This window comes from Chryseoglobus sp. 28M-23 (assembly GCF_014789785.1).
GTDB lineage: Bacteria > Actinomycetota > Actinomycetes > Actinomycetales > Microbacteriaceae > Microcella > Microcella indica.
The window spans coordinates 79,592-103,091 of the sequence record NZ_CP061846.1; the positions used below are offsets into that span (position 1 = coordinate 79,592).

General features: G+C 70.8%; 19 protein-coding genes. 13 read left to right on the forward strand and 6 right to left on the reverse strand.

What is annotated here, in order from left to right; genetic code table 11:
• Positions 1–102: 102 nt before the first annotated feature.
• Positions 103–3,717, forward strand: coding sequence for a proline dehydrogenase family protein (locus IE160_RS00390; RefSeq protein WP_191151345.1), 3,615 nt, complete (start codon positions 103–105; stop codon positions 3,715–3,717).
• A 191-nt stretch (positions 3,718–3,908) separates the two neighbouring features.
• On the opposite strand, the gene IE160_RS00395 is transcribed toward IE160_RS00390, so the two are convergent.
• Together IE160_RS00395 and IE160_RS00400 are read right to left on the reverse strand one after the other, a co-directional pair.
• Positions 3,909–4,265 carry a GntR family transcriptional regulator gene (locus IE160_RS00395; protein WP_191151346.1) on the reverse strand — a complete coding sequence of 119 codons (357 nt, stop codon included), beginning with the start codon at positions 4,263–4,265 and terminating at the stop codon, positions 3,909–3,911.
• Positions 4,266–4,274: 9 nt separating this feature from the next.
• On the reverse strand, positions 4,275–5,744 hold the full coding sequence (locus tag IE160_RS00400; protein ID WP_191151347.1) for a helix-turn-helix transcriptional regulator: 1,470 nt from the start codon (positions 5,742–5,744) through the stop codon (positions 4,275–4,277).
• 136 nt (positions 5,745–5,880) lie between these two features.
• Between IE160_RS00400 and aceA the strand changes: the two genes are divergently transcribed.
• On the forward strand, positions 5,881–7,191 hold the full coding sequence (gene aceA / locus IE160_RS00405) for an isocitrate lyase (RefSeq protein WP_179872892.1): 1,311 nt from the start codon (positions 5,881–5,883) through the stop codon (positions 7,189–7,191).
• Between the two features lie 148 nt (positions 7,192–7,339).
• The gene (gene aceB, locus IE160_RS00410; RefSeq protein ID WP_191151348.1) at positions 7,340–8,974 is read left to right on the forward strand and encodes a malate synthase A; all 1,635 of its coding nucleotides are present in this window, start codon (positions 7,340–7,342) and stop codon (positions 8,972–8,974) included.
• 92 nt (positions 8,975–9,066) lie between these two features.
• Here aceB and IE160_RS00415 read toward each other — a convergent pair whose 3' ends face one another.
• Positions 9,067–9,750 (reverse strand): NYN domain-containing protein, encoded by a 684-nt coding sequence (locus tag IE160_RS00415; RefSeq protein ID WP_165638065.1) that lies wholly within the window; start codon positions 9,748–9,750, stop codon positions 9,067–9,069.
• Positions 9,751–9,907: 157 nt separating this feature from the next.
• Here IE160_RS00415 and IE160_RS00420 point away from each other — a divergent pair, with 157 nt between their 5' ends.
• Positions 9,908–10,561, forward strand: coding sequence for an alpha/beta fold hydrolase (locus IE160_RS00420; protein ID WP_255508264.1), 654 nt, complete (start codon positions 9,908–9,910; stop codon positions 10,559–10,561).
• Between the two features lie 20 nt (positions 10,562–10,581).
• On the opposite strand, the gene IE160_RS00425 is transcribed toward IE160_RS00420, so the two are convergent.
• Positions 10,582–11,019 carry an Lrp/AsnC family transcriptional regulator gene (locus IE160_RS00425; RefSeq protein WP_152582557.1) on the reverse strand — a complete coding sequence of 146 codons (438 nt, stop codon included), beginning with the start codon at positions 11,017–11,019 and terminating at the stop codon, positions 10,582–10,584.
• A gap of 103 nt (positions 11,020–11,122) precedes the next feature.
• Here IE160_RS00425 and ddaH point away from each other — a divergent pair, with 103 nt between their 5' ends.
• The 6 genes from ddaH (at position 11,123) to IE160_RS00455 (ending at position 18,604) form a co-directional block, all read left to right on the forward strand.
• Positions 11,123–11,992 carry a dimethylargininase gene (gene ddaH, locus IE160_RS00430; protein WP_407941908.1) on the forward strand — a complete coding sequence of 290 codons (870 nt, stop codon included), beginning with the start codon at positions 11,123–11,125 and terminating at the stop codon, positions 11,990–11,992.
• Positions 11,992–13,224 (forward strand): ornithine--oxo-acid transaminase, encoded by a 1,233-nt coding sequence (gene rocD, locus IE160_RS00435; protein ID WP_152582611.1) that lies wholly within the window; start codon positions 11,992–11,994, stop codon positions 13,222–13,224. Before ddaH ends, rocD begins: the two co-directional genes overlap by 1 nt.
• Before the next feature lie 289 nt (positions 13,225–13,513).
• A complete protein-coding gene (locus tag IE160_RS00440) occupies positions 13,514–14,563 on the forward strand; it encodes an extracellular solute-binding protein (RefSeq protein WP_191151350.1) in 1,050 nt (349 codons plus the stop codon).
• Between the two features lie 53 nt (positions 14,564–14,616).
• Positions 14,617–16,197 (forward strand): ABC transporter permease, encoded by a 1,581-nt coding sequence (locus tag IE160_RS00445; protein WP_179872896.1) that lies wholly within the window; start codon positions 14,617–14,619, stop codon positions 16,195–16,197.
• Entirely contained in the window at positions 16,194–17,276 is a 1,083-nt protein-coding gene (locus IE160_RS00450; protein WP_179872897.1) for an ABC transporter ATP-binding protein, read from the forward strand. Before IE160_RS00445 ends, IE160_RS00450 begins: the two co-directional genes overlap by 4 nt.
• A gap of 80 nt (positions 17,277–17,356) precedes the next feature.
• Entirely contained in the window at positions 17,357–18,604 is a 1,248-nt protein-coding gene (locus IE160_RS00455) for a kynureninase (RefSeq protein ID WP_179872898.1), read from the forward strand.
• 120 nt (positions 18,605–18,724) lie between these two features.
• Here the strand turns inward: IE160_RS00455 and IE160_RS00460 are convergent, their stop codons facing one another.
• Together IE160_RS00460 and IE160_RS00465 are read right to left on the reverse strand one after the other, a co-directional pair.
• Positions 18,725–19,594 carry an ABC transporter permease gene (locus IE160_RS00460; RefSeq protein ID WP_224744507.1) on the reverse strand — a complete coding sequence of 290 codons (870 nt, stop codon included), beginning with the start codon at positions 19,592–19,594 and terminating at the stop codon, positions 18,725–18,727.
• Positions 19,591–20,592, reverse strand: coding sequence for an ATP-binding cassette domain-containing protein (locus IE160_RS00465; RefSeq protein WP_191151351.1), 1,002 nt, complete (start codon positions 20,590–20,592; stop codon positions 19,591–19,593). The genes IE160_RS00460 and IE160_RS00465 overlap by 4 nt, the downstream gene beginning before the upstream one ends.
• A 226-nt stretch (positions 20,593–20,818) precedes the next feature.
• Between IE160_RS00465 and IE160_RS00470 the strand changes: the two genes are divergently transcribed.
• The 3 genes from IE160_RS00470 to IE160_RS00480 all read left to right on the forward strand — a co-directional run bounded on the left by IE160_RS00470 (position 20,819) and on the right by IE160_RS00480 (position 23,490).
• The gene (locus IE160_RS00470; protein WP_179872900.1) at positions 20,819–21,952 is read left to right on the forward strand and encodes an acyl-CoA dehydrogenase family protein; all 1,134 of its coding nucleotides are present in this window, start codon (positions 20,819–20,821) and stop codon (positions 21,950–21,952) included.
• A gap of 13 nt (positions 21,953–21,965) precedes the next feature.
• Positions 21,966–22,823: an alpha/beta fold hydrolase gene (locus IE160_RS00475; protein ID WP_224744508.1), complete on the forward strand. Its 858-nt coding sequence runs from the start codon at positions 21,966–21,968 to the stop codon at positions 22,821–22,823.
• Positions 22,824–22,890: 67 nt separating this feature from the next.
• A complete protein-coding gene (locus IE160_RS00480; protein ID WP_179872902.1) occupies positions 22,891–23,490 on the forward strand; it encodes a hypothetical protein in 600 nt (199 codons plus the stop codon).
• Positions 23,491–23,500: the final 10 nt, after the last annotated feature.

Here is a 23,500-nt window from a genome sequence, read left to right on the forward strand (position 1 = left end):
GCGGCCTTCCGTCGTCCGAGAGAGTGCTGTTCGAGCATCCCGAACAAAACTGTACGCGTATCATCGCTATTCCTGCACGACACCAGGGCGCAGACTGGGGGCATGAGCGTCGACAGCACCGCACCCAGCACCCCCACCGCCCTCGCCGACCCCGCCGTCGAGCTCGTGCGCGACTGGCTCGGCCAGACCGAAGGCGTGACGCCCGACGCGAGCGCCACGCGCCTCGCCGGGCTGCTGCAGGACCCGCTCGGGCTCGAGTTCGCCCTCGGCTTCGTCGATCGCGTCGCCCGCCCCGACGACCTGCGCGTCGCCGCCCGCAACCTCGAGCAGCTCAGTCAGCGCATCCCGCGATTCCTGCCCTGGCACCTGCGGTTCCTCATCCGCCTCGGCGGCGGCTTCGCGCCCCTCCTGCCGTGGCCCATCGTGCCCATCGCCCGCCGCGTGCTGCGCGGCATGGTCGGGCACCTCATCATCGACGCCACGCCCAGCCGTCTCGGCCGCACCCTGCAGAAGCTGCGCGGCGACGGCGACCAGCTCAACATCAACCTGCTCGGCGAGGCCGTCCTCGGCGACGCGGAAGCGGACCGGCGCCTCGAGGGCATTCGCGAGCTCGTCGACCGCGACGACGTCGACTACGTCTCCGTCAAGGTCTCCGCGATCGTCAGCCAGCTCTCCATGTGGTCGTTCGACGAGACCGTCGAGCGCGTCGTCGACCGCCTCGTGCCGCTCTACGAGGCCGCTGCGCTCGGCGTGCGCCCCACCTTCCTCAACCTCGACATGGAGGAGTTCCGCGACCTCGACCTCACCATGGAGGTCTTCGAGCGTCTCCTCGACCGCGCCACCCTGCGCCAGTACGAGGCCGGCATCGTGCTGCAGGCCTACCTGCCCGAAGCGCTCCCCGCGCTCGAGCGCCTCACCGCGTGGGCCCAGGCCCGCCGCGCCGCGGGAGGCGCCGGCATCAAGGTGCGCGTCGTCAAGGGAGCCAACCTCGCCATGGAGCGCGTCGACGCGGCCGTGCACGGCTGGCCCGTCGCGGTGCTGCCCAGCAAGCAGGCGAGCGACACCAACTACAAGCGCGTGCTCGACCACGCCTTCCACCCCGACCGCGTCGACGCCGTGCGCATCGGCGTCGCCGGTCACAACCTCTTCGACATCGCGTGGGCGCACCTGCTCGCCGACTCCCGCGGGGTGAGCGACCGCGTCGAGTTCGAGATGCTGCTCGGCATGGCTCCCGACCAGGCCGACGCCGTGCGCCGCACCGTCGGGCACCTCCTGCTCTACACGCCCGTCGTGCACCCCCGCGACTTCGAGTCGGCCATCAGCTACCTCATCCGGCGGCTGGAGGAGAACGCGAGCACCGAGAACTTCATGAGCGGCGTCTTCGAGCTCGTCGACGATGCGCGCATCTTCGCTCGAGAGGAGGGGCGGTTCCGCGCCGCGCTCGACGATCTCGCCGCGGCCCCAGGGGCGCCCGAGGTGCATCGCGTGCAGAACCGACTCGCTGACACGCCCCACCCTCTTTCCGGGGGCACAGGGGTGCGCGCGGGCGCTGGAGTTCGAGAGGGCTTCGACAACGAGCCAGACACCGACCCCGCGCTGCCCGCCAACCGGGAGTGGGGCCGCGCGGTGCTCCGCGCCGCCGCGGCGGGGCTCGAGAACGGCCGGCTGCCCGGCTCGGAGCTCGTGCAACAGGCGGCGGTCGCCGAGGTGGGCGCGCTGGAACGCATCGTGAGCGAGGCCCGCAGCGCAGCATCCGGATGGGCCGATCGCGGCGCCGGCGGGCGCGCGGAGATTCTCCACGCCGCGGGCCGGATGCTCGCCTCGCGCCGCGCGGATCTTCTCGAGGTCATGGTCGCCGAAGCCGGCAAGACCCTCGCCGAAGGCGACCCCGAGATCAGCGAGGCGATCGACTTCGCCCACTACTACGCCGAGAGCGCGCACGACCTCGCCCGCATCGACGACGCCCGCTTCGAGCCGGCCCGCCTGACCGTCGTCGCGCCGCCGTGGAACTTCCCCGTCGCGATCCCCGCCGGCAGCACGCTCGCGGCGCTCGCCGCGGGCAGCTCGGTCATCATCAAGCCCGCCCCTCAGGTGCGGCACTGCGCCGCCGTCATGGTGCAGGCGCTGTGGGATGCAGGTGTGCCGCGCGAGGTGCTGCGCTTCGTCGACGTGCCCGAGAACGAGGTCGGGCGGGCGCTCATGAGCCACCCGAGCGTCGACCGCCTTGTGCTGACCGGAGCGTGGGAGACCGCGGCGCTGTTCCGGTCGTGGCGCAGCGACCTGCCGATTCTCGCCGAGACGAGCGGCAAGAACGCGATCGTCGTCACCCCGTCCGCCGACGTCGACCTCGCCGTCGCCGACCTCGCCAAGAGCGCCTTCGGCCACGCCGGTCAGAAGTGCTCGGCCGCCTCGCTCGCGATCCTCGTCGGCTCCGTCGCCGACTCCGACCGCTTTGAACGCCAGCTCGTCGACGCCGTCATGACCATGAAGGTGGGGGCGTCGACCGACCCGACGACGATCGTCGGCCCGCTCATCGAGCCCGCTCAGGGCAAGCTGCTGCGCGCGCTCACGACGCTCGACGAAGGGGAGTCGTGGCTCATCGAGCCGCGCCAGCTCGACGACGAGGGCCGCAGCTGGAGCCCCGGCGTGCGCCGTGGCGTCACCGAGGGCAGCGAGTTCCACACGACCGAGTACTTCGGGCCCGTGCTCGGCATCATGCGCGCGCGCTCGCTCGACGAGGCGATCGCGTTGCAGAACGCGACATCGTTCGGCCTCACGGCGGGCCTGCACTCGCTCGACGTCGACGAGGTCGACCACTGGCTCGAGCACGTCGAGGCGGGCAACCTCTACGTCAACCGCGGCATCACGGGCGCGATCGTGCGCCGGCAGCCGTTCGGCGGCTGGAAGCGCTCGAGCGTCGGCGGCTCCACCAAGGCGGGCGGGCCCAGCTACGTCATGGGCTTCGGCACGTGGCACCCCGTCGCGCGCGAGCCGAAGCAGAACCTCAGCGTGCGCGGCTTGCACGACGGAGTGCGGCGCCTGCTCGAGGCGGCTCAGCCGGCCCTCGACTTCGTCGGCTTCGACGCTGCTCGCGCGGGAGCGCTGAGCGACCAGGCCGCGTGGGAGGACGAGTTCGGCCTCGGCCGCGACGACTCGCAGCTCGGCGTCGAGCGCAACGTGCTGCGCTACCGCCGCACCGACGTCACCGTGCGGGCCGCCGAGGGTGCCCCCGTCGTCGGGCTCGTGCGCGTGCTGCTCGCCGCCGCGCGGGTCGGCGCCCACGTGCAGCTGAGCAGCGCGGTGCCCATTCCGGCGCGCCTGCTCGCCGCGATTGAAGCCGGCGAGTCGCGCCTGCGGGTGACCTCGGTCGCGATCGAGAGCGATGCGGCGTTCACGGCGCGCGTCGTCGAGGAGCGGCCCGCGCGCATCCGGCTCATCGGGGGCGACGGCACGGTCGTCGCCTCCGCGGTTCCCGCGTCATCCGGTGCGGACTCCGCGTCCGGTGCGGGGGATGCGCCTCGCGCCCGGTCGGCTCACGACGTCGCGCGGGAGCTCATGGCAGCCGTGGACGGTGACCCTGATGTCGCGATCTGGTCGAATCCCGTGACGGTCTCGGGCCGCGTGGAGCTGCTGCCGTTCCTGCGCGAGCAGGCCGTGTCGCTCACGGCGCACCGGTTCGGCAACCCCTACCCGGCGATGGGCGAGCTCGAGTTCTAGGGTTCGAGCAGCGCTAGGTGCGCAGTGCCGCGTGACCGTGTGTCGCGTCCCCCCGGTTGTTGCGCGCGGCGCGCCGACGGGAGCGGCATCGGCTCGGCGTGCTGTTCGCTTCACTGGGGCGGCGCGACAGGTCGCGGGTGAGAAAACCGTGCGACGGACAGCCCGCACGACACTCCCGCAGCCCGCGCCGACTACGTACGCAGCGCCGCGTCGATGAGCGCTCGGGCTTCGACGTCGGGGAGGCCGAGCCGGCGCACGGTCTCGACGTAGGCGCCCGCCGCCTGCTGCGCGGCGCGCTCGGTCGCGTCGCCGTGCGGGGAGACGACCGTGCCGTTGCGGCCGCGCGTCTCCACGACGCCGTCGGCCTCGAGCTCGCGGTAGGCGCGCGCGACAGTGTTCACAGCGAGGCCGAGCTCCTCGGCGAGGCGCCGCACGGGCGGCAGCTTCGCGCCCGGCGCGAGCGCACCTGACCGCACGGCGTCGCGTACCTGCCCGCGGATCTGCTCGTACGGCGGCGTCGCCGAGCCCGAGTCGATCGAGAACTCCATCCGCCGACCCTACGCGCGCGGCGCGTGCCGCTCGAGGAACCCGTACACCTCGGTCTGGTCGACCCCGGGGAAGGACTCGGCCGGCAGGGCGGCGAGCAGGGACGAGTGGATGCGCGCCTGGGGCCGCGCCGCGCCGCTCCAGCGCTCGGCGAGCGGCGCCGGCGCCTGCCGGCAGCACGCCGGGTCCGGGCAGCTCGACTCCCCGCGGCGGGTCGTCTCGCGGCCGCGGAACCACTTGACGTGCGCGAACGGCGTGCCGACCGAGATCGAGAATTCGCCAGCCGAGCCCGACTCGATGCGCGAGGTGCACCAGTAGGTGCCCGTCGGCTTGTCCGTGTACTGGTGGTACGCACTGAAGCGGTCGGGCTCGTCGAACACCTGCCGCGCCGACCACTTGCGGCACACGAGTTGCCCCTCGACCGCACCGAGGGCATCCTTCGGAAACTGCACGAAGTCGTTCTCGTACGCCTTCGACAGCACACCGGCCGGGGACACCTTGAGGAAGTGGACGGGGATGCCCAGGTGCTCGGTGGCGAGGTTGGTAAAGCGGTGCGCGGCCGTCTCGTAGGTGACGGCGAAGGCGTCGCGCAGGTCTTCGACGGCGAGCTCGCGGCGCTCCTTCGCCCGCTGCAGGAAGGCGACCGCGTCGCCCTCGGGGATCATGAGCGCGGCAGCGAGGTAGTTCGACTCGACGCGCTGGGTGAGGAACTCGGCGTAGTCGCGCGGTTCCGGCCGACCGAGCACGTGCCCGGCGAGCGCCTGCAGCAGGTTGGCGCGCGGGTCGCGGCCCGGGGCGTTCGAGACGGGCAGGTAGATGCGCCCGTTCTCGAGGTCGGTGATCGACCGGGTCGAGCTCGGCAGGTCACTCACGTAGTGCAGTGCGAAGCCGAGGTGGCTCGCGAGCTCGGCGGCGAGGCGCTGCGAGAGCGGCCCGCCCTCGTGCCCGATCTTGCGCAGCAGGTCTGCCGCGATCGTCTCGAGCTCGCCGAAGTAGTTGCCGCGCGCCCGCATCGACTGCCGCAGCTCGGCGTTGGCCCGTCGCGCCTCCTCGGGCGTCGCCGCCCGCTCGACGTGCACCCGCTGCAACTCGTCGTGCAGGGCGAGCACCGTCTCGATCGCCTCGTCGCTGAGCGACTTGCGCACGGGCAGCGGCGGGATGCCCAGACTCGAGAACAGCGGACCCTCCTGAGCCCGCGCTAGGGCGATCTCGAGCGCCGCGCGCCGACTCGGCGGAGTGGGCGTGAGCAGCTCGTCGAGCGTGACGCCGACAGCGCGGGCGACCGACTGCAGCTCGCTGAGCTTCGCCTCGCGCTTGCCGTTCTCGAGGCTCGACATGTGCGAAGTGGCCACCCCGACAGTGCTCGCGAGGTCGGCGAGCGTGAGCTGGGCATCCGTACGTAATTGCCGGATGCGCTTGCCGAGGGTCAACGAATCGATCACCTCTTCAGCCTGGGCCGAGAGCAGGGGCGTTGGGGTCATGCCGAGAGCCTGACACCGCGAGGTTTTCAGCGCAACTGAAATAGCGGGGTATTTCAGTGCTTCGGGGCGGGTGCGGAGGGTTGTTCTTCGCCCAGTGTTGCTTCCACACCGACCCACTCGTCACGAGGAGCACACCATGAGCACGCAGAGCCCGTCACAGCAGCGCGCAGGAGACCAGACGCAGACCGCCGCTGAGCTCGAGGCCAGCTGGAAGACCGACGCGCGCTGGGACGGCGTGCGCCGCGATTACACCGCCGAGGACGTCATCGAGCTGCGCGGCCCCGTGCGCGAGGAGCGCACGCTCGCCCGCCGCGGCGCCGAGAAGCTGTGGGAGCAGATTCAGGCCAACACCGACAACCCCGAGGAGTGGACCTACGCCCTCGGTGCTCTCACCGGCAACCAGGCCGTGCAGCAGGTGCGCGCGGGGCTCAAGGCCATCTACCTGAGCGGCTGGCAGGTCGCCGCCGACGCCAACCTCTCCGGCCAGACCTACCCCGACCAGAGCCTCTACCCGGCCAACTCGGTGCCCGCCGTCGTGCGCCGCATCAACAACGCGCTGCTGCGCGCGGGGCAGATCGAGCAGGATGGGCGCGACTGGATGGCCCCGATCGTCGCCGACGCCGAGGCCGGTTTCGGCGGCCCGCTCAACGCCTACGAGCTCATGCAGAGCATGATCGAGGCCGGAGCGGCCGGGGTGCACTGGGAGGACCAGCTCGCGAGCGAGAAGAAGTGCGGTCACATGGGCGGCAAGGTGCTCGTGCCCACGAGCCAGCACATCCGCACGCTGCAGGCCGCGCGCCTCGCCGCTGACGTCTCCGACGTGCCGAGCATCATCATCGCCCGCACCGACTCGCTCGCCGCGAACCTGCTGACGAGCGACGTCGACGAACGCGACCAGCCGTTCCTGACCGGCGGCCGCACCGCCGAGGGCTTCTACAGCGTGGAGCCCGGCATCGGTCCGGTGCTCGCCCGTGGCCACGCCTACGCCGAGTACGCCGACCTGCTCTGGGTCGAGTCGAGCGAGCCCGACCTCGAGCTCGCGCGCACGTTTGCGGAGAGCATCCACGCCGAGTTCCCCGGCAAGAAGCTGGCATACAACTGCTCGCCGTCGTTCAACTGGAAGCGCCACCTCGATGACGACACCATCGCGAAGTTCCAGCGCGAACTGTCGGCGATGGGCTACGCGTTCCAGTTCATCACCCTGGCCGGCTTCCACTCGCTCAACCACGGCATGTTCGAGCTTGCGAGCGGGTACCGCGACCGTCAGATGAGCGCCTATGTCGAGCTGCAGGAGGCCGAGTTCGCCTCCGAGGCTCACGGCTACACCGCCACCAAGCACCAGCGCGAAGTGGGCACCGGCTACTTCGACCGCATCGCGACGGCCCTCAACCCGGCCAGCGCGACCCTCGCTCTCGTGGGCTCGACCGAGTCCGAGCAGTTCCACTAGACAGCGCTTCCTGTTCGCTCACTCGGGCGCACGACCGTTCCACACGGTGTGTCGCACGCGACACAGCGGGTTCCGCATCCGAAAGCCCGAATGAGCGAACACCACCACCGCACTTCTGGACCAGTACTTCCCTGAGAGGACGAGCATCATGACCACACTGAGCATCACCGGGCCGATGCGGCCCCGGTACGACGAGATCCTGACGCCGGAGGCGCTGCAGTTCCTCGCCGAGCTGCACCACCGCTTCGCGGGCGAGCGGCACGACCGCCTCGCCGAGCGCATGCAGGTGCGCTACGACCTGGGCAATGGGCGCGACCTTCGCTTCCTGCCGCACACGGCGAGCATCCGCGAGGATGCGTCGTGGCGCGTCGCCGGGGCCGGCCCCGGCCTCGAGGACCGACGGGTCGAGATCACGGGCCCGTGCGACCCGAAGATGACGATCAACGCCCTCAACTCAGGAGCCAACGTGTGGCTCGCCGATTTGGAGGACGCCACGAGTCCGACGTGGGGGAACATCGTCGAGGGGCAGCTCTCGCTCTTCGACGCGATCCGCGGGCGGCTCACCCACACCAACGCGGAAGGCAAGACCTACGAGGTGACGGCCGAGCGCACGCCGACGATCGTCATGCGGCCGCGCGGCTGGCACCTCGTGGAGAAGCACATCGAGCACGTCGACCGCAACGGCCTGCGCCTGGCGGCGAGTGCGAGCCTCGTCGACTTCGGGCTCTACCTCTTCCACAACGCGCACGAGCTCATCGCGCGCGGCCGCGGCCCGTACTTCTACCTGCCGAAACTCGAGAACCACCGCGAGGCGCGGCTGTGGAACGACGTCTTCACCTTCAGCGAGGAGCGCCTCGGGCTGCCGCACGGCACGATCCGCGCGACGGTGCTCATCGAGACGTTCGGCGCCGCGTTCGAGATGGACGAGATCCTCTACGAGCTGCGCGACCACTGCGCCGGCCTCAACGCCGGCCGCTGGGACTACGTCTTCTCGATCATCAAGAACTACCGCGGACGGGGCCAGTGGTTCGTGCTGCCCGACCGGGACCGCATCCTCATGACCCTGCCCTTCATGCGCGCCTACACCGAGCTGCTCGTGCAGACCTGCCACAAGCGGGGCGCGCACGCGATCGGCGGCATGAGCGCGTTCATCCCGAACCGACGCGACCCCGAAGTCACCGAGCGGGCGCTCGAGCGCGTCGCCGCCGACAAGCTGCGCGAGGCGAGCGACGGCTTCGACGGCTCGTGGGTGGCACACCCCGACCTGATCCCCGTGGCGCGCGCCGAGTTCGACGCCGTCCTGGGCGGTCGGCCGAACCAGCTCGACCGCCAGCGCGACGACGTGCACGTGACGGCGCGCGACCTGCTCGACATCCGCTCGGCCGGTGGCGAGGTGACGCTCGCGGGAGTGCGCGCCAACATCTCCATCACGGTGCGCTACCTGGAGTCCTGGCTGCGCGGCATCGGCGCGGCGGCGATCGACAACCTCATGGAGGATGCCGCTACCGCGGAGATCAGCCGCTCGCAGCTGTGGCAGTGGATCCACCAGGACCACCTGACGACCGAGGGCGAGCCCGTGAGCAAGCAGCTCGTCGAGCGTCTGCTGCGGGAGATCATGGCCGAGCTGCCCACCCCCGAAGGGCACAAGCTCGCCGAGGCGGAGGACGTGTTCCGCACCGTGACGCTGCAGGAGGACTTCCCGACCTTTCTCACGGTGCCCGCCTACACGCGGTACCTCGTGGAGCAGGCCGAGCGTGTGGACGCCGTGACCGTCGCCGCGTAGCGCTGCTTGCTTGCTCTGCAGTGGACAGTTCTCGCTGCTGCCAGAGCTGCCTGCTAACCTGGAACCACAACCCCTGTTCCTCTGGATCAGGCTCAAGGCCCCGCTTCGGCGGGGCCTTGCTTCTTCCACTTAGTCGGCCGCCGAATCGCGCGTTTCGGTGTCTGTACGACGTCAGGCAGTTGGTTTCGCGCGGCGTATGCCGGCCTGAGGTACAGGCTGAAATCGATGCCAGCTCTCGTGAAGAGCCTCGTCGATGCGTCACGTGGATAGAGGATCCCCACGCGAGCGCCGAATCTCTGCTTGACGACCTCAATCGGCCGTGCGAGGTCCGAGTCTGATGAGACGACCACGAAGGTGTCCGCTAGCCCATCGAGCGCGTCCATCAAGAGTTGAGTAGCGAGCTTCACATCCGAGCCCTTCTCCTGCACCTTGTAGACATGGTGGCGCGTGAGGGGTGGCCTCTCCTTGCCATCGACCCACTCCCGCGCCATTCCGTGGTGGACCGTGAAAAGAGAGTCATCGTGAACTGTCAGGCGATCGAGAGTACGGAGGGCGCGGATGTACGCATCCTGCCGATCGGGCGCCCGGGGATCTTCTGGGTTCATGCGCCCCTTGATGCGTGCGGTGAAGTAGTGCACGGCGACGATCGAGTAGTCACTGAGTACGTCATCGAAGAGAGCCACGAGATTCAGCCACTTGTTGTCGGGCCGACTTTCGAGCTGACCCTTGTAGAGGTTGAAGCCGTCGACGTACACAATCGCGGTGGGCTTCGGCATGGTCGTCGCACGATAGCGAGTCCGCGACAGGGCCGCCATGCTGTCTCCACTGCTGCGCCGTTGTCTCTGCGATTCGAGACTGTGTTGAGATGGATGTATGACGCTTGCCGCCACCGAGTGGGGTTCAGGGCAGTCGACGGTCTTGCTCCTGCACGGGATGCTCGGATGTCGACAGAGTTGGTGGCGAGTCGCCCGAGAGTTGGCGAGTCGCAACCGTCGTGTGATCGCGCTCGACCTGCCTGGCCACGGTGATTCCGATGCTGAGCCTGCGAACAGCGTCCCGCGAGTCGTCGAGCTGGTCGTCGAAACCTGGAAGGCACTCTCGAGCGATTCACCCGTTCTCGCCATGGGGCATTCCTATGGGGGCACCGTTCTTGCTGCGGCCCTGGATCAGCTAGCCCCGGAGAGTGCCGTCTTCATCGATTCGCCCTTCACCAAGCGCGGCGGGTGGGATCCCAGTGTGGTGCGCACCGAATATGCGCGCAGTAAGGCGGCCCGAACGGCCGACGGACTGCGAGAGCGACGACCCTTCTACTCAGAGCGCGACATCGAGGTGGAGTCTCGTGCTGCAGAGCAGTTCGATGTCGAATCGGCCGTTGCCCTGGCGGTCTCGGAGGGCGGAGACTGGACACCCAGCGCGCCACCACGCTCTCTCATGGTGCGGCCCAGCCCGAGCGACTACATCACGGACGACATCGCCGAAGACCTCCGACGGCGCGGCATCGAGGTGCGCGACATTCCCGGCGCCGAGCACTCGGTCTGGTATAGCCACTTCGAAGACTTCATGGCCGCCATCGACGATCGCTACTGAGACGTACCTTCCCGGGGGCGTCAGTCCTGCACGCGGTCGACGAGCCTCGAGAGGATGATCGCGCTGCGGGTGTGGTCGACGTTGGGGGCCACGCGAACCCGCTCCAGGGCATCCTCGAGGCTCTGAATGTCACGCGAGCGGATGCGCACGATCGCGTCAGCCTCGCCCGTCACGGTGCCGGCATCGATCACCTCGGGCACGGTCGAGAGGATGCGCCTCAACTCGTCCGGCGCGACCGTGCCGCGGCAGAAGAGCTCCACATACGCCTCGACGGCGAGCCCGTCGACAGCAGGGTCGACCTGCACCGTGAAGGCGCGGATCACCTTGTCGGCGACGAGCTTGTCGACGCGGCGTTTAACTGCGGAGGCCGAGAGCCCGACGACGTCCCCGATGTCGCCGTAGCCCGCGCGGGCGTTCTGGCGCAACTGGTCGATGATGCGGTAGTCGATGGCGTCCACACCCCCAGAGTACGGCGATTAGCTGCGTGGAGCGACCAGATGATGCAGAAAAGTTGCGCTCAGCGATTGACAGCGCCGTTCGGTTGCGTGTGACACTGGACGGGTGACTCTGACCCCGACGAACGACCCCGCTGCGGCGCGCACGCCCGCCCGCACGGCCAGCACGCGCACCGTGCTCATGTGCCGCCCCGACTATTTCACGGTGAGCTACCGGATCAACCCGTGGATGTTCCCCGAGAACCCCACCAACACGACCCTCGCCGTCGAGCAGTGGGAGCGCCTGTACGCGATCTACATCGAGCTCGGGTTCGAGGTGCACCTCATCGACCCCATCGAGGGGCTACCCGACATGGTCTACTCGGCCAACGGCGGCTTCACCCTCGACGGCATCGCCTACGGCGCCAAGTTCACCTACGACGAGCGCGCGGCCGAAGGCCCCGCCTACCTGGCGTGGCTCGCCGAGCAGGGCTTCACCCCGCACGCGGCGGCCGAAGTCAACGAGGGCGAGGGCGACATGCTGCTCGTCGGCGACGTCATCCTCGCCGGCACCGGCTTTCGCACCTCGACCGCGAGCCACCGCGAACTCGCCGAGACGGTCGGCCGCGACGTCGTCAGCCTGACCCTCGTCGACCCCGAGTTCTACCACCTCGACACGGCGATCGCCGTGCTCGACCCCGACCCGGCGCCGGGTCAGCAGGCGAACATCGCCTACCTGCCGAAGGCCTTCGACGAGGCCTCGCAGGCGATTCTGCGCGAGCGCTACCCCGACGCGATCATCGCGACCGAAGAGGACGCGGCCGTGCTCGGCCTCAACTCCTTCAGCGACGGCCTGCACGTCGTCATCGCGAGCCGCGCCACCGACTTCGACCGACAGCTGCGCGAGCGCGGCTACGAACCCATCGGCGTCGACCTCAGCGAGCTGCTGCTCGGGGGCGGCGGCGTGAAGTGCTGCACCTTGGAGCTGCGACGATGATGACCCCCACCACGACCACCGCCCACGACGCCGGCGAGGCGCTCATCGCGATCGAGGACGAGCGGCTCGCCCACAACTACCACCCCCTGCCCGTCGTCGTGGAGCGGGGCGAGGGCGCCTGGGTCACCGACGTGAACGGCAAGCGCTACCTCGACTGCCTTGCGGCCTATTCGGCGGTGAACTTCGGCCACGGTCATCCCGATCTTCTGGCGGCCGCCCGCGACCAGCTCGAGCGCATCACGCTCACGAGCCGCGCCTTCCACAACGACCGCCTCGGTCCGTTCGCCGAAGCGCTCGCGCGACTGGCCGGGGTCGACCGCGTGCTGCCCATGAACACGGGAGCCGAAGCCGTCGAGTCGGCGATCAAGCTCGCGCGCGCGTGGGGATACCGCGTCAAGGGCGTGCCCGAGGGCGCCGCCGAGATCATCGTCATGAGCGGCAACTTCCACGGCCGCACGACGACGATCGTGAGCTTCTCCGACGACCCGACCTCCCGCGACGGGTTCGCGCCGTTCACGCCCGGCTTCGTGGCGGTTCCCTACGGGGATGCGGCCGCTCTCGAGGAGGCCATCACCGACAACACGGTCGCGGTTCTCGTAGAGCCCATTCAGGGCGAGGCGGGCGTCGTCGTGCCGCCGGCCGACTACCTGCCGAGCATGCGCCGCATCACCGCGGAGCACAACGTGCTCATGATCGCCGACGAGATCCAGTCGGGCCTCGGCCGCACGGGTGCGACGTTCCAGTGCGACAACACCGGGGTCATCCCCGACCTGTACGTGCTCGGCAAGGCGCTCGGCGGCGGCATCGTCCCCGTGAGCGCGGTCATCGGGCGCGGCGACGTCATCGGCGTGCTGCACCCGGGCGAGCACGGATCCACGTTCGGCGGCAACCCGCTTGCCGCCGCCGTCGGCCACGCCGTCGTGACGCTGCTCGAGACCGGGGAGATGCAGGAGCGCTCGCGCGTGCTCGGCGAGCACTTGCACGCACGGCTCGAGGCGCTCATCGGCCGCGGCGTTCTCGCGGTGCGCGGCGCCGGGCTGTGGGCCGGCATCGACATCGACCCGTCGCTCGCGACCGGGCGCCAGGTGTGCGAGGCGCTGCTCGCGCGGGGCGTGCTCGCGAAGGACACGCACGGCTCGACGATCCGGCTCGCGCCGCCCATCGTCGTGTCGAAGGAGGACCTCGATTGGGGTCTCGACCAGCTCGAGGCGGTGCTCGCCGAGTTCGCGTGAGGGGTGCGCGAGCCGCGCATCCGTCGCCGTGTGCATGTGCCCCACGGAGCTCGCACGTCCTCGCGCCTCGCCCCGCGTGCTCGCGCCGCGTGCTCGAGGGGCCTAGACTTGCCGCAAACGGGGTCTATCCGCCACGGCAAGCGCCCTTTCGCGCCAGATCTGGCACGAAACGGTGAGTTGGGCGTGAGACTCGGCGTGGAGTGGCGCCTAGCGTGAAGTTAGCCTAACCTAACTTCTGGCAGCGTCGCCGAGTCCCGTTTCCCTTCGCACTCTCTGGAGTTTCATCCCCATGCGCACATCGCGTTCCCTGCCCCTGCTCGCCCTCGCCGCGAGCGCCGCCCTTCTCGCCGGCTGCGCCGCCAACCCCGGCACGGAGCCGGCCGAGCCCGGCGGAGAGCCGACCGCCGACGGTGCCTTCACGCTCTACTCGGGCCGCGACGAGGAGCTCATCCAGCCGCTCATCGACCTCTTCGAGGAGCAGTCGGGCATCGAGGTCGACGTGCGCTACGGCAACACCGCTGAGCTCGGCGCGCTGCTGCTCGAGGAGGGCGAGGCGACCCCCGCCCGCGTCTTCCTCTCCCAGGATGCCGGAGCGCTCGGCGCCCTCAGCCAGGCCGGACTCTTCGCGACCCTGCCCGACGACATCGCCGACGCTGTGCCCGCGGGCTTCACCTCCACCGACGACAGCTGGGTCGGCGTCACCGGCCGGGCCCGCGTCGTCGTCTACGACGGCGACGAGCTTACGGCGGACGACCTGCCCGACACGGTCGCCGAGTACGTCGAGCCCGAGTGGGCCGGCCGGCTCGGCCTGCCGCCGGGCAACGCGAGCTTCCAGTCCTTCGTCACGGCGTTGCGCGTCATCGAGGGCGAGCAGGCCGCCGAGGAGTGGGTCGAGGCGCTCGCCGGCAACGACCTGCAGATCTTCGAGAACAACACCGCGACGCTCACAGCCGTGAACGAGGGCACCCTCGACGTCGGGCTCATCAACCACTACTACTGGTTCCGTCAGGCCGCCGAGGTCGGCGCCGAGAACATGCGTGCGCAGCTGAAGTTCCTCGCGGCGGGCGACGCGGGCTCGATCGTCAACGTCACCGGTGCGGGCATCCTCAGCGCCGCGGCCGAGGACGCCGACGCCCTCGAGTTCGTGCGCTTCCTCGTCTCGGAGGAGGCGCAGGCCTACTTCGTCGAGCAGACCTTCGAGTACCCGCTGCTGCCCGGTGTCGACGCGCCCGAAGGCCTGCCCGCGCTCGACTCGCTCGTCAACCCCGCACTGGACCTGAGCGACCTCGACGACCTGTCGACGACGCAGCAGCTGCTCGCCGAGTACGGCCTCATCTAGTGCCGAGGCTCTCACTGACCCGCATCTTCAGCCGAGGGTGATGCACTAGACGCATGATCATCGCGCCGGAGGCAGTCGAGCCGCCCCGGCGGCCCGCGCCCGTGACCGCTCCGGCGGCACCGGGTCGGCCGCCGGGGCTGCTCGTCGTCGCGGCGGGGGTGGCGGCGGCGGCAGCCGCCATCCCGCTCGTGTACCTCGTGGTGCGGGCCACCGGGGGCGGCTTCGAGGCGATGCTCGACGTGCTCGCCCGGCCGCGCGTGCTCGAGTACGCGGCGAACTCGCTGGGGCTCGCGGCCGCCGTGACGCTCAGCGCGCTCGTGCTGGGTACGGGGACGGCGGTCGTGCTGAGCAGACTGCGCGTGCCCTTCCCGCGCGCCTGGCTGCTCGTCTCGTCGTTGCCTCTCGCGGTGCCCTCCTACCTCGCCGGTTACGGGTGGCTGGTCACGCTGCCCGCGATCAACGGCTTCGTACCGAGCTGGATCCTGCTCACGGCGGTCACGGTTCCGTACGTGACGCTGCCGGTCGCGGCGGCGCTGCGCGGAGCATCCGGAGACCTCGAGGGCGTCGCGCGCACCCTCGGCCGCGGGCCCGTGCGCGCCTTCCTCGTCGCGACGTGGCCGCAGGTGCGCCCCGCCGCGATCGCCGGCTCGCTGCTCGTCGCGCTGTACTCGCTGAGCGATTTCGGGCTCGTCGCGATGATGCGGTTCCCGACCCTCACGTGGGGCATCAACCAGGCGTACGCGGCGAGCTTCGATCGCGCGCAGGCGGCGGTGCTCGCGCTGCTGCTGGTCGTGCTCGCCCTCCTCGTCGTCGTGGGGGAGCGCAGTGCGCGCGGCCAGCTGCCGAGGCAGGCGGCGCGCGCGGTCGCCCCGCGAACGATCCGGCGCGGGATGCTCGTGGCCCTGCTGCCCGTCGTCGCCGCGGCCCCCGCCGTCGGTGTCGCGGTTCCCCTGCTCGGGCTGCTCGCGCGCTTGCTCGAGGCGCAGACGTTGCGCGAGCTCGACGTGGCACGCCTGCTCGGAGCGGTCGGCGCGACCGTGGGAGTCGCCGTCGGTGCGGCGCTGCTCGCCGTGCTGCTCGCGCTGCCCGTCGCGGCGCTCGCGAGCCGCTACCGCGGGCGGCTCGTGTCGGCGCTCGAGTCGGTGAGCTACCTCGGCCACGCGCTGCCCGGCATCGTCGTCGGGCTGTCGCTCGTGTTCTTCGCCCTCGCGGTCGTTCCGGTGCTCTACCAGAGCGTCGTCGTGCTCGTCTTCGCGTACGCCGTGCTGTTCGCGCCGAAGGCGATCAGCACGATGCGGGCCGGGCTTGGAGACGTTCCGCCGCGCCTCGTCGCGGTCGCCCGCACGCTCGGCGATTCGCCGTTGCGCGCGTGGTGGCGCGTGACCGTGCCGCTCGCCCTGCCGAGTGTCGGCATCGGCGCCCTGCTCGTGGCCATCGCGACCATGAAAGAATTGCCGGCGACGCTGCTGCTGCGCCCCACGGGGGTGTCGACGCTCGCCACGGAACTGTGGAACCGCACCGTGATCGTCGAGTACGGGGCTGCCGCACCGTACGCCGCGATGCTCGTGCTGCTGGCCGCTGTTCCGGCGGTCATCCTCTCGGGGGTGCGCACCGTCGCCAAGGAGGAGCTGTGAGCGATCTCGTCATCGACGGGGTGAGCGTGACCCACGGGTCGACGCTCGCGATTGACGACGTCTCGGTGCGCATCGACTCGGGCGACCTCGTGGCGGTGCTCGGGCCGAGCGGCTGCGGCAAGACGACCCTGCTGCTCGCGATCGCGGGCCTGCTGCCCATCGGGGCGGGGTCGATCCGCATCGGGGAGCGCGAGCTCTCCCGACCGGGCCGCACGGTGCCGGCCGAGAAGCGCGGCATCGGCTGGGTGCCGCAGGAGGCCTCGCTCTTCCCCCACCTCTCGGTGGCCGACAACATCGGGTTCGCGGTGCCGCGCGGTCGCGGTGGCGCGATGGGTCGCGCTACGCGCATCGCCGAGCTCGCCGAGCTCGTGGGGCTCGGCGACCTCACCGGCCGCGCCCCGAATCAACTCTCCGGCGGGCAGGCTCAGCGGGTCGCGCTCGCGCGGGCCCTCGCGCCCCGCCCGGAGCTGCTGCTGCTCGACGAGCCTTTCGCAGCCCTCGACACCCAGCTGCGCGTCGGCCTGCGCCGCGAGGTCGCCGAGCTGCTGCGCGCCCAGGGCACGACCTCGCTGCTCGTGACGCACGATCAGGAGGAGGCGCTCACCCTGGCCGACAAGGTGGCGGTGCTGCGGGATGGCCGGCTCGAGCAGTTCGGAACCCCCGAGCAGATCTACCAGCACCCCGCCTCCGACTGGGTCGCCTCCTTCGTGGGCGATGTGGTCGAGCTCGACGGGCTGTGGCGCGGGGGTCGCGTGACGTGCGCGCTCGGCGCCGTCGAGGCCACCGCGGTCGGGTTCGCGCCCGCCGACGGCGACCGTGTGCGGCTCATGCTGCGCCCCGAGTGGATCGTGCCGCGCCCCGAGCTGCTCGCCCACGCGGCCGCCGGTGCGGACGCCCGCGTCGCGGCCATCTCGTACGCGGGCCACGACGCGATGCTGAGCTGCGACGTCGTCGGTGGCCCCACGGTGCGCATGCGCATGGCCGCGGTCGAGCTGCCGCACGTGGGCGACGAGGTGCGCCTGGCCGTGCAGCGCCCCGGCCTGGCCTTCCCCGCGACCCCGCTACAGGCGCAGATCTGACGCGAATGGGCGCTTGGCCCAGCGCCAAGTGCCCATTCGCGTCAGATCTGGCTCAAGGTGGGCGTGGGTAGGCTCGGCGCATGAGCAACCGCGTGCCGAGTGACCGGGACAGCGTGCCGAGTGACCTCGCTGCCGAGCTCGACGCCGCCGATCCTTTGGCCGAGTACGTCGAGCGCTTCGTGCCGGGCGACGACCTCGTCGCGTACCTCGACGGCAACTCGCTCGGGCGCCCGCTGACCCGCACGCTCGAGTCTCTGCCCGAGGTGGTGCGCGCGCAGTGGGGCGGGCGACTGATCAGGGCGTGGGACGAGGGCTGGCTCACCCAGGCAGAGCGGCTGGGCGACCGCATCGGGGCGGCCTGCTTGGGCGCAGCATCCGGCCAGACGATCGTGGCCGAGTCGACGACGGTGCTCATCTTCAAGCTGCTGCACGCCGCGATCGCGGCCCGGCCCGGCCGTGACGAGCTGGTCGTGCTGCGCGACGAGTTCCCGACCGACCGCTACATCGTCGACCGCCTCGCCGAGGACCACGCGCTCACGGTGCGGTGGGTGGAAGCTCCGCGCGACGCCGGCATCACGCCCGAGCTCGCGGCCGACGCAGTGAGCGACCGCACGATCGCCGCGCTGTTCAGCGGTGTCGCCTACCGCAGCGCGTGGTGGGCCGACATGCCCGCGGCGACGGGCGTCGTGCAGCGCTCGGGCGCGCTCATGCTGTGGGATTGCTCGCACGCGGTCGGCTCGGTGCCGCTCGAGCTCGACGCCTGGGGCGTCGACATGGCAGTTGGATGCTCGTACAAGTACTTGAACGGAGGCCCTGGCGCCCCGGCCTGGGCCTATGTCGCCGCGCGGCATCAGGGTGAGCTGCGCAACCCGATTCCGGGCTGGCTCGGGGCGCAGGAGCCTTTCGCCATGACCGAGCCGTACGCGCCGGCTGAGGGCATCCGTCGGCTCGTGAGCGGCACGCACCCGATCCTGGGGATGGTGGCGCTGAGCGACATGCTCGACGAGATCGAGTCGGTGGGCACAGGGTCGATGGGCATCCGCGCTATCCGCGCCAAGTCGGTCCTGCTGACCGGGTTCGCGCTGTCGCTGGTGGAGGAGCTCATCCCCGAGGCCGAGCTCGCGAGCCCGCGCGAGGAGGCGCGCCGCGGCGGGCACGTCACGATCGATCACCCTAACGCGGCCCGCGCCGTGGAGTCGCTCTGGGCCGAGGGCGTCATCCCCGACTTCCGCCACCCGAGCGGCGTACGTATCGGGCTGTCGCCGCTCAGCACCTCGTTCGCGGAGGTCGAGCGCGGCATCCGCGCCCTGGCTTGCGCCCTCGCGTAGCGCCGCCGCGCACCGAGCTTGGCCGAGCCCAGTCGAGCCGCAAGTGTGCCGTTCCGTGGCAACTGTGCCCGATCTGCCGAGCACAGTTGCGACGAGGGAGCACAGTCGTCGTCGGCCGTCCTACCGCGAGAGCGAGTTGAACCTCTTGATGGAGAGCGGCACGAAGATGAGCAGCATCACGGCGATGCCGAGCAGCACGGTCGCGATGGGGTTTTGCGCGGTCCACGCGTCGCCGACGGGCGTGCCGGGGGGAACGTTGCCGAACAGTTCGCGGGCCGACTGAACGAGGGCCGAGACGGGGTTCCACTCGGCGAAGACGCGCAGCGGCGTGGGCAGGTTCTCGCTCGGCACGAAGGCGTTGGAGACGAACGTGAGCGGGAAGAGGATGAGGAAGGACGCGTTGTTGATGATCTCGGGGCTGCGCACCGCGAGGCCGAGGAACGCCATGACCCACGAGAACGCGTAGGCGAACAGCAGCAACAGGGCGACGGCGGCGAGGAACTCGAGCGGCGAGGAGGTCACGCGCCAGCCGACGAGAAACCCGGTGCCCATCATGACGAGCATGGAGAGCGCGTTGATGACGAGGTCGCCGTTGGTGCGGCCCACGAGAACGGCGGCGCCGTTCATGGGCAGCGTGCGGAACCGGTCGATAATGCCGTCTTTGAGGTCTTGCGCCATCGCCGACCCGGAGTAAGTCGACCCGAAGACGACGGTCTGGCCGAAGATGCCCGCCATGAGGAACGACGTGTAGCCCTCACCGGGGATGTCGATCGCGGCGCCGAACACATAGTTGAACAGCAGCACGAACATGATCGGCTGGATGAGGCTGAACAGCAGGATCTCCGGCACCCGGATGATCTTCATGAGGTTGCGCCACGTGGTCACCCAGCCGTCGGAGAGGAACCTCGTGACGGTGTTGCCGGGCACCGGCGTCAAGGTTCCGGATGCTCGGGGCGCGGTGCCCGTCACCGTCGGGTTGATCGTGCTCACGCTGCGTCCTCCGTCGTCTCGTCCCTGTTCGTCTCATCGGGGCTGTGCTCGGCTTCGTGCCCGGTGAGCTGCAGGAACACGTCGTCGAGCGTGGGCCTGCGCATCCCCGCGTCATGCAGGGAGATGCCCTCCTGCGCGACCGCCGCGACGATCGCGCTCAGGGCGGGAGCGCCGTCTGCGACGGGCACGATCCACGTGCGCCCACCGCCCGAGGCGACGGGCTCGCCCGAGCCGTGCTGGGCGAGGATCGACCGTACTGCCTCGCCGTCGGCCTCGTTCACGAGGGTGAGCGCCACGCGCTGGCCGCCCACCGAGGCCTTGAGCTCGTCGGCCGTGCCCTTCGCGATGACCCTGCCGTTGTCGATGACCGAGATCGAGTCGGCGAGGCGGTCGGCCTCTTCGAGGTACTGGGTCGTGAGCAGCACCGTGGTGCCGTCGGCGACGAGGGTCTCGATGACGTCCCACATGCCCATGCGGCTGCGCGGGTCGAGACCCGTCGTCGGCTCATCGAGGAAGAGCACGGGGGGCTTGATGACGAGCGCACCTGCGAGGTCGATGCGGCGGCGCATGCCTCCCGAGAAGCCCTTGACCGGGCGATTCTGCGCCTCCACGAGGTCGAACTGCTCGATGAGCTCCTTCGCCCGCTGCCGGGCGACCTTCGTGCCCAGGTGGTAGAGCTGCCCCACCATCATGAGGTTCTCGAAGCCCGTGAGGTTCTCGTCGACGGCGGCGTACTGACCGCTCGCGCCGATCATGCGGCGTACGGCCTGCGGGTCGCCGAGCACGTCGACGCCGTCGATCGTCGCGGTGCCCGAGTCGGGCCTGATGAGCGTTGTGAGCACCTTGACGGTGGTGGTCTTGCCGGCGCCGTTGGGGCCGAGGAGGGCCGCGACGGTGCCCTGCGGCACGTCGAGGTCGAGCCCGTCGAGGGCCCGCACGACGGGGGCGCCCTTGGGGGAATAGGTCTTGACGAGATCCGTCGCCTCGATGAATGCCATGGGCGAGATGCTAGTGCGCACGGGTGACACTCAGGTGGCCCGTTCGCCAGGGGCTGCGCAGGGAGTCGAGGGCGGCAGGGCGCACCATGGGGAGGGCGGGCCGGTGCGGCATGTGCGTCGCCACGACGCACTCGTGCCCAGACTCGCCCCGAATCGGCTCTATCCACTGCGCCGAGCGCCCTTTCGCGCCAGATCTGGCCCAGGGGGCGGGGGTAGCGTGAGGGGCATGGCCTCTGCGCTGAACCCCGAGCTGCTCGCGCGCGTGCGCGAACGGGCGCCCGGGTACGACGCCGCGAACGGCTTCTTCACCGAGGATCTCGACGAGCTGCGGGTGGCCGGCTATCTGGCGCCGCGCAGCCTGAGCGCAGCATCCGCGGATCAGCGCCTGCTCGCCGCGCACGCACCCGCCACCGCTCTCGGGCTCACGATGCACCACGTCTGGATGGGGGTCGCGCGCGACCTCGCGGCCGCGGGCGACCCCTCGCTGCAGTGGGTGCTCGACGACGGCGAGCGCGGCGAGCTCTTCGCCTTCGCGATCAGCGAGGCGGGCAACGACCGGGTCATGAGCGACTCGCTCACGCGCGTCGAGCGCGTGTCGCTCGACGGCGGCGCGGGCGGCTGGGCTTTCACGGGCACCAAGATCTTCACGACCCTCTCGCCCGCGTGGACGCGCCTCGGGGTGCTCGGTCGGCACGACCCCGCCGACGGCTCGGAGCCGAGCATCGTGCACGGCTTCCTCACGCGGGAGACTCCCGGCATCACGATCACCCCCGACTGGAACACGCTCGGCATGCGCGCGACGCAGAGCCACACGACAGGGCTCGAGGGTGCCGTGGTGACCGACGATCGGGTCGCGCGCATTCTGCCCGTCGGCCCCAGCGGCGACGCTTACGCACTCGCGATCGCCGCCAACTTCCACACCCTCATCGCGAGCGTCTATGCCGGCATCGCCGATCGCGCCCTCGAGCTCGCCGTGGAGAGCGCGCAGCGACGCATGAGCATGAGAGCCGGCGGAGCCCCGCAGGCCCACGACCCCGACATCCGCTGGCGCATCGCGGATGCTGCGCTCGCGCTCGATGCGCTCGCACCGCAGCTGCACGCGGTCGTGCACGATCGCGACCACGGGGTCGATCGAGGTGCGCGGTGGTTCCGCGACCTGGCGGGGCTCAAGCACCGCAGCGTCGAGACTGCGCGGCACGTCGTCGACCAGGCGATGCGCATCAGCGGCGGCGGCGCCTACCGCGCCACGGCCGAGCTGAGCAGGCTGCAGCGCGATGTGCTCGCGGGCATCTACCATCCGAGCGACACGGAGGCCGTGCACGCGACCGTCGCGACCGACCTGCTGGGGCCGCTGCCGTGAGGGGGACGGTGCGGTGACGCGCGTGCGCGAGCGCGACATCGACCTTCCCGACGGCCGCACTCTGCACGTCTACGACAGTGGCGCGCAGAAGCGCTACCCGGTCCTCTGGCAGCACGGCACGCCCAACACCGGCAACCCGCCCGAGCCGCTCATGCGAGCAGCGAAGAAGCTCGGCCTGCGCTGGGTATCGTTCGACCGCCCGGCCTACGGTGGCTCGACTCGGCACGCAGGCCGCACCGTCGGCTCGGTCGCGGCCGATGTCGCAGCGCTCGCCGACGCCCTCGAGCTCGAGAGCTTCGCGGTCATGGGCCACTCGGGCGGCGGACCGCACGGGCTCGCGTGCGCGGCGACGCTGACCGATCGGGTGTCGGCGGTCGTGAGCGTCGCGGGCCTCGCGCCCTTCGACGCCGACGGCCTCGACTGGTTCGACGGCATGGGCCCGACGAGCACTGCGGCCCTGCGGTCGGCGCAGGAGGGGGCGGATCGCAAGCGCCGCCACGAGGAGGAGAGCGCCGATGCCCCGATCGACTTCACGGCGCGCGACTGGGCGACCCTCGCCGGGCCGTGGGGCTGGCTCGCGGAGGTCGCCGCGGCGGGTGTGGCGAAGGGCCTCGACGGGATGATCGACGACGATCTCGCCTACGTCACCCGGTGGGGCGTCGACCTCGCAGCGATCACGGCGCCGGTGCTGCTGCTGCACGGGAGCGACGATCGGGTCGCGCCGGCGAGCCACTCCCGCTGGCTCGCCGGCGCGCTCCCGGGCTGCGAGCACTGGACTCTCCCCGGGGAGGCTCACCTCTCCGTTCTGGCCGCCGAGGAGCACGGTGCCGAGGATGCTCTGCGCTGGCTCGCGGAGCGCACGGGCCGCTGACCGCCGGTCTCCCTGAGCGCCGCCTGGCAGGTACCTGCGCCCTCCGAGCCTGCGCCCTACTCTGGGCGTGACCGCTCCGGCGACGACCGTCCGCGACCGAGAGGAGTCCGCCACGAGCGAGGCCCGCACTGCCGCCGCACCGTCACCCTCCACCGGGGGCGCCGCGCTCTCGCCGCCCACCCGCCGTCGTGCGCTGCGCATCCTCGTCGTCGTCCTCGCGATCGGCCAGCCGGTGTCGTCTCTCGTCTTCGACTGGCTGTCGCCCTCGACGCTGCAGTCGGGGGCCGAGTTCTCGCCGATCGTGCCGCCTGGCGCCTGGTTCGCGATCTGGGGCGTCATCATCGTCCTGAGCATCGCGTGGGCGCTCGCCCAGGTGCGGCCGTCGACGGTCACGGTCGACACGGGCATCCGCGACCGCCTCGCGGGGCCCACGGCGGTCGGCTTCGTCGCCGTCTCCCGCGGCTCGATCGTCTACGCGGTCACCGTCAGCTATGCGCTCGTCGGTGTGGGGCTGAGCACGGCGGAGGCCGGTCTCACGGCGCTCTGGATCACGTGCATCGCGGGCGTGAGCATCGTGTGGGCCTCGGTCATCGCCATCCGCCTGCTGGATGCTCGGCACCCCGCCCTCGGGGCGCGCAGTACCGAGGCTCACGGCCGCGCCCTCTGACCGCCCTCGG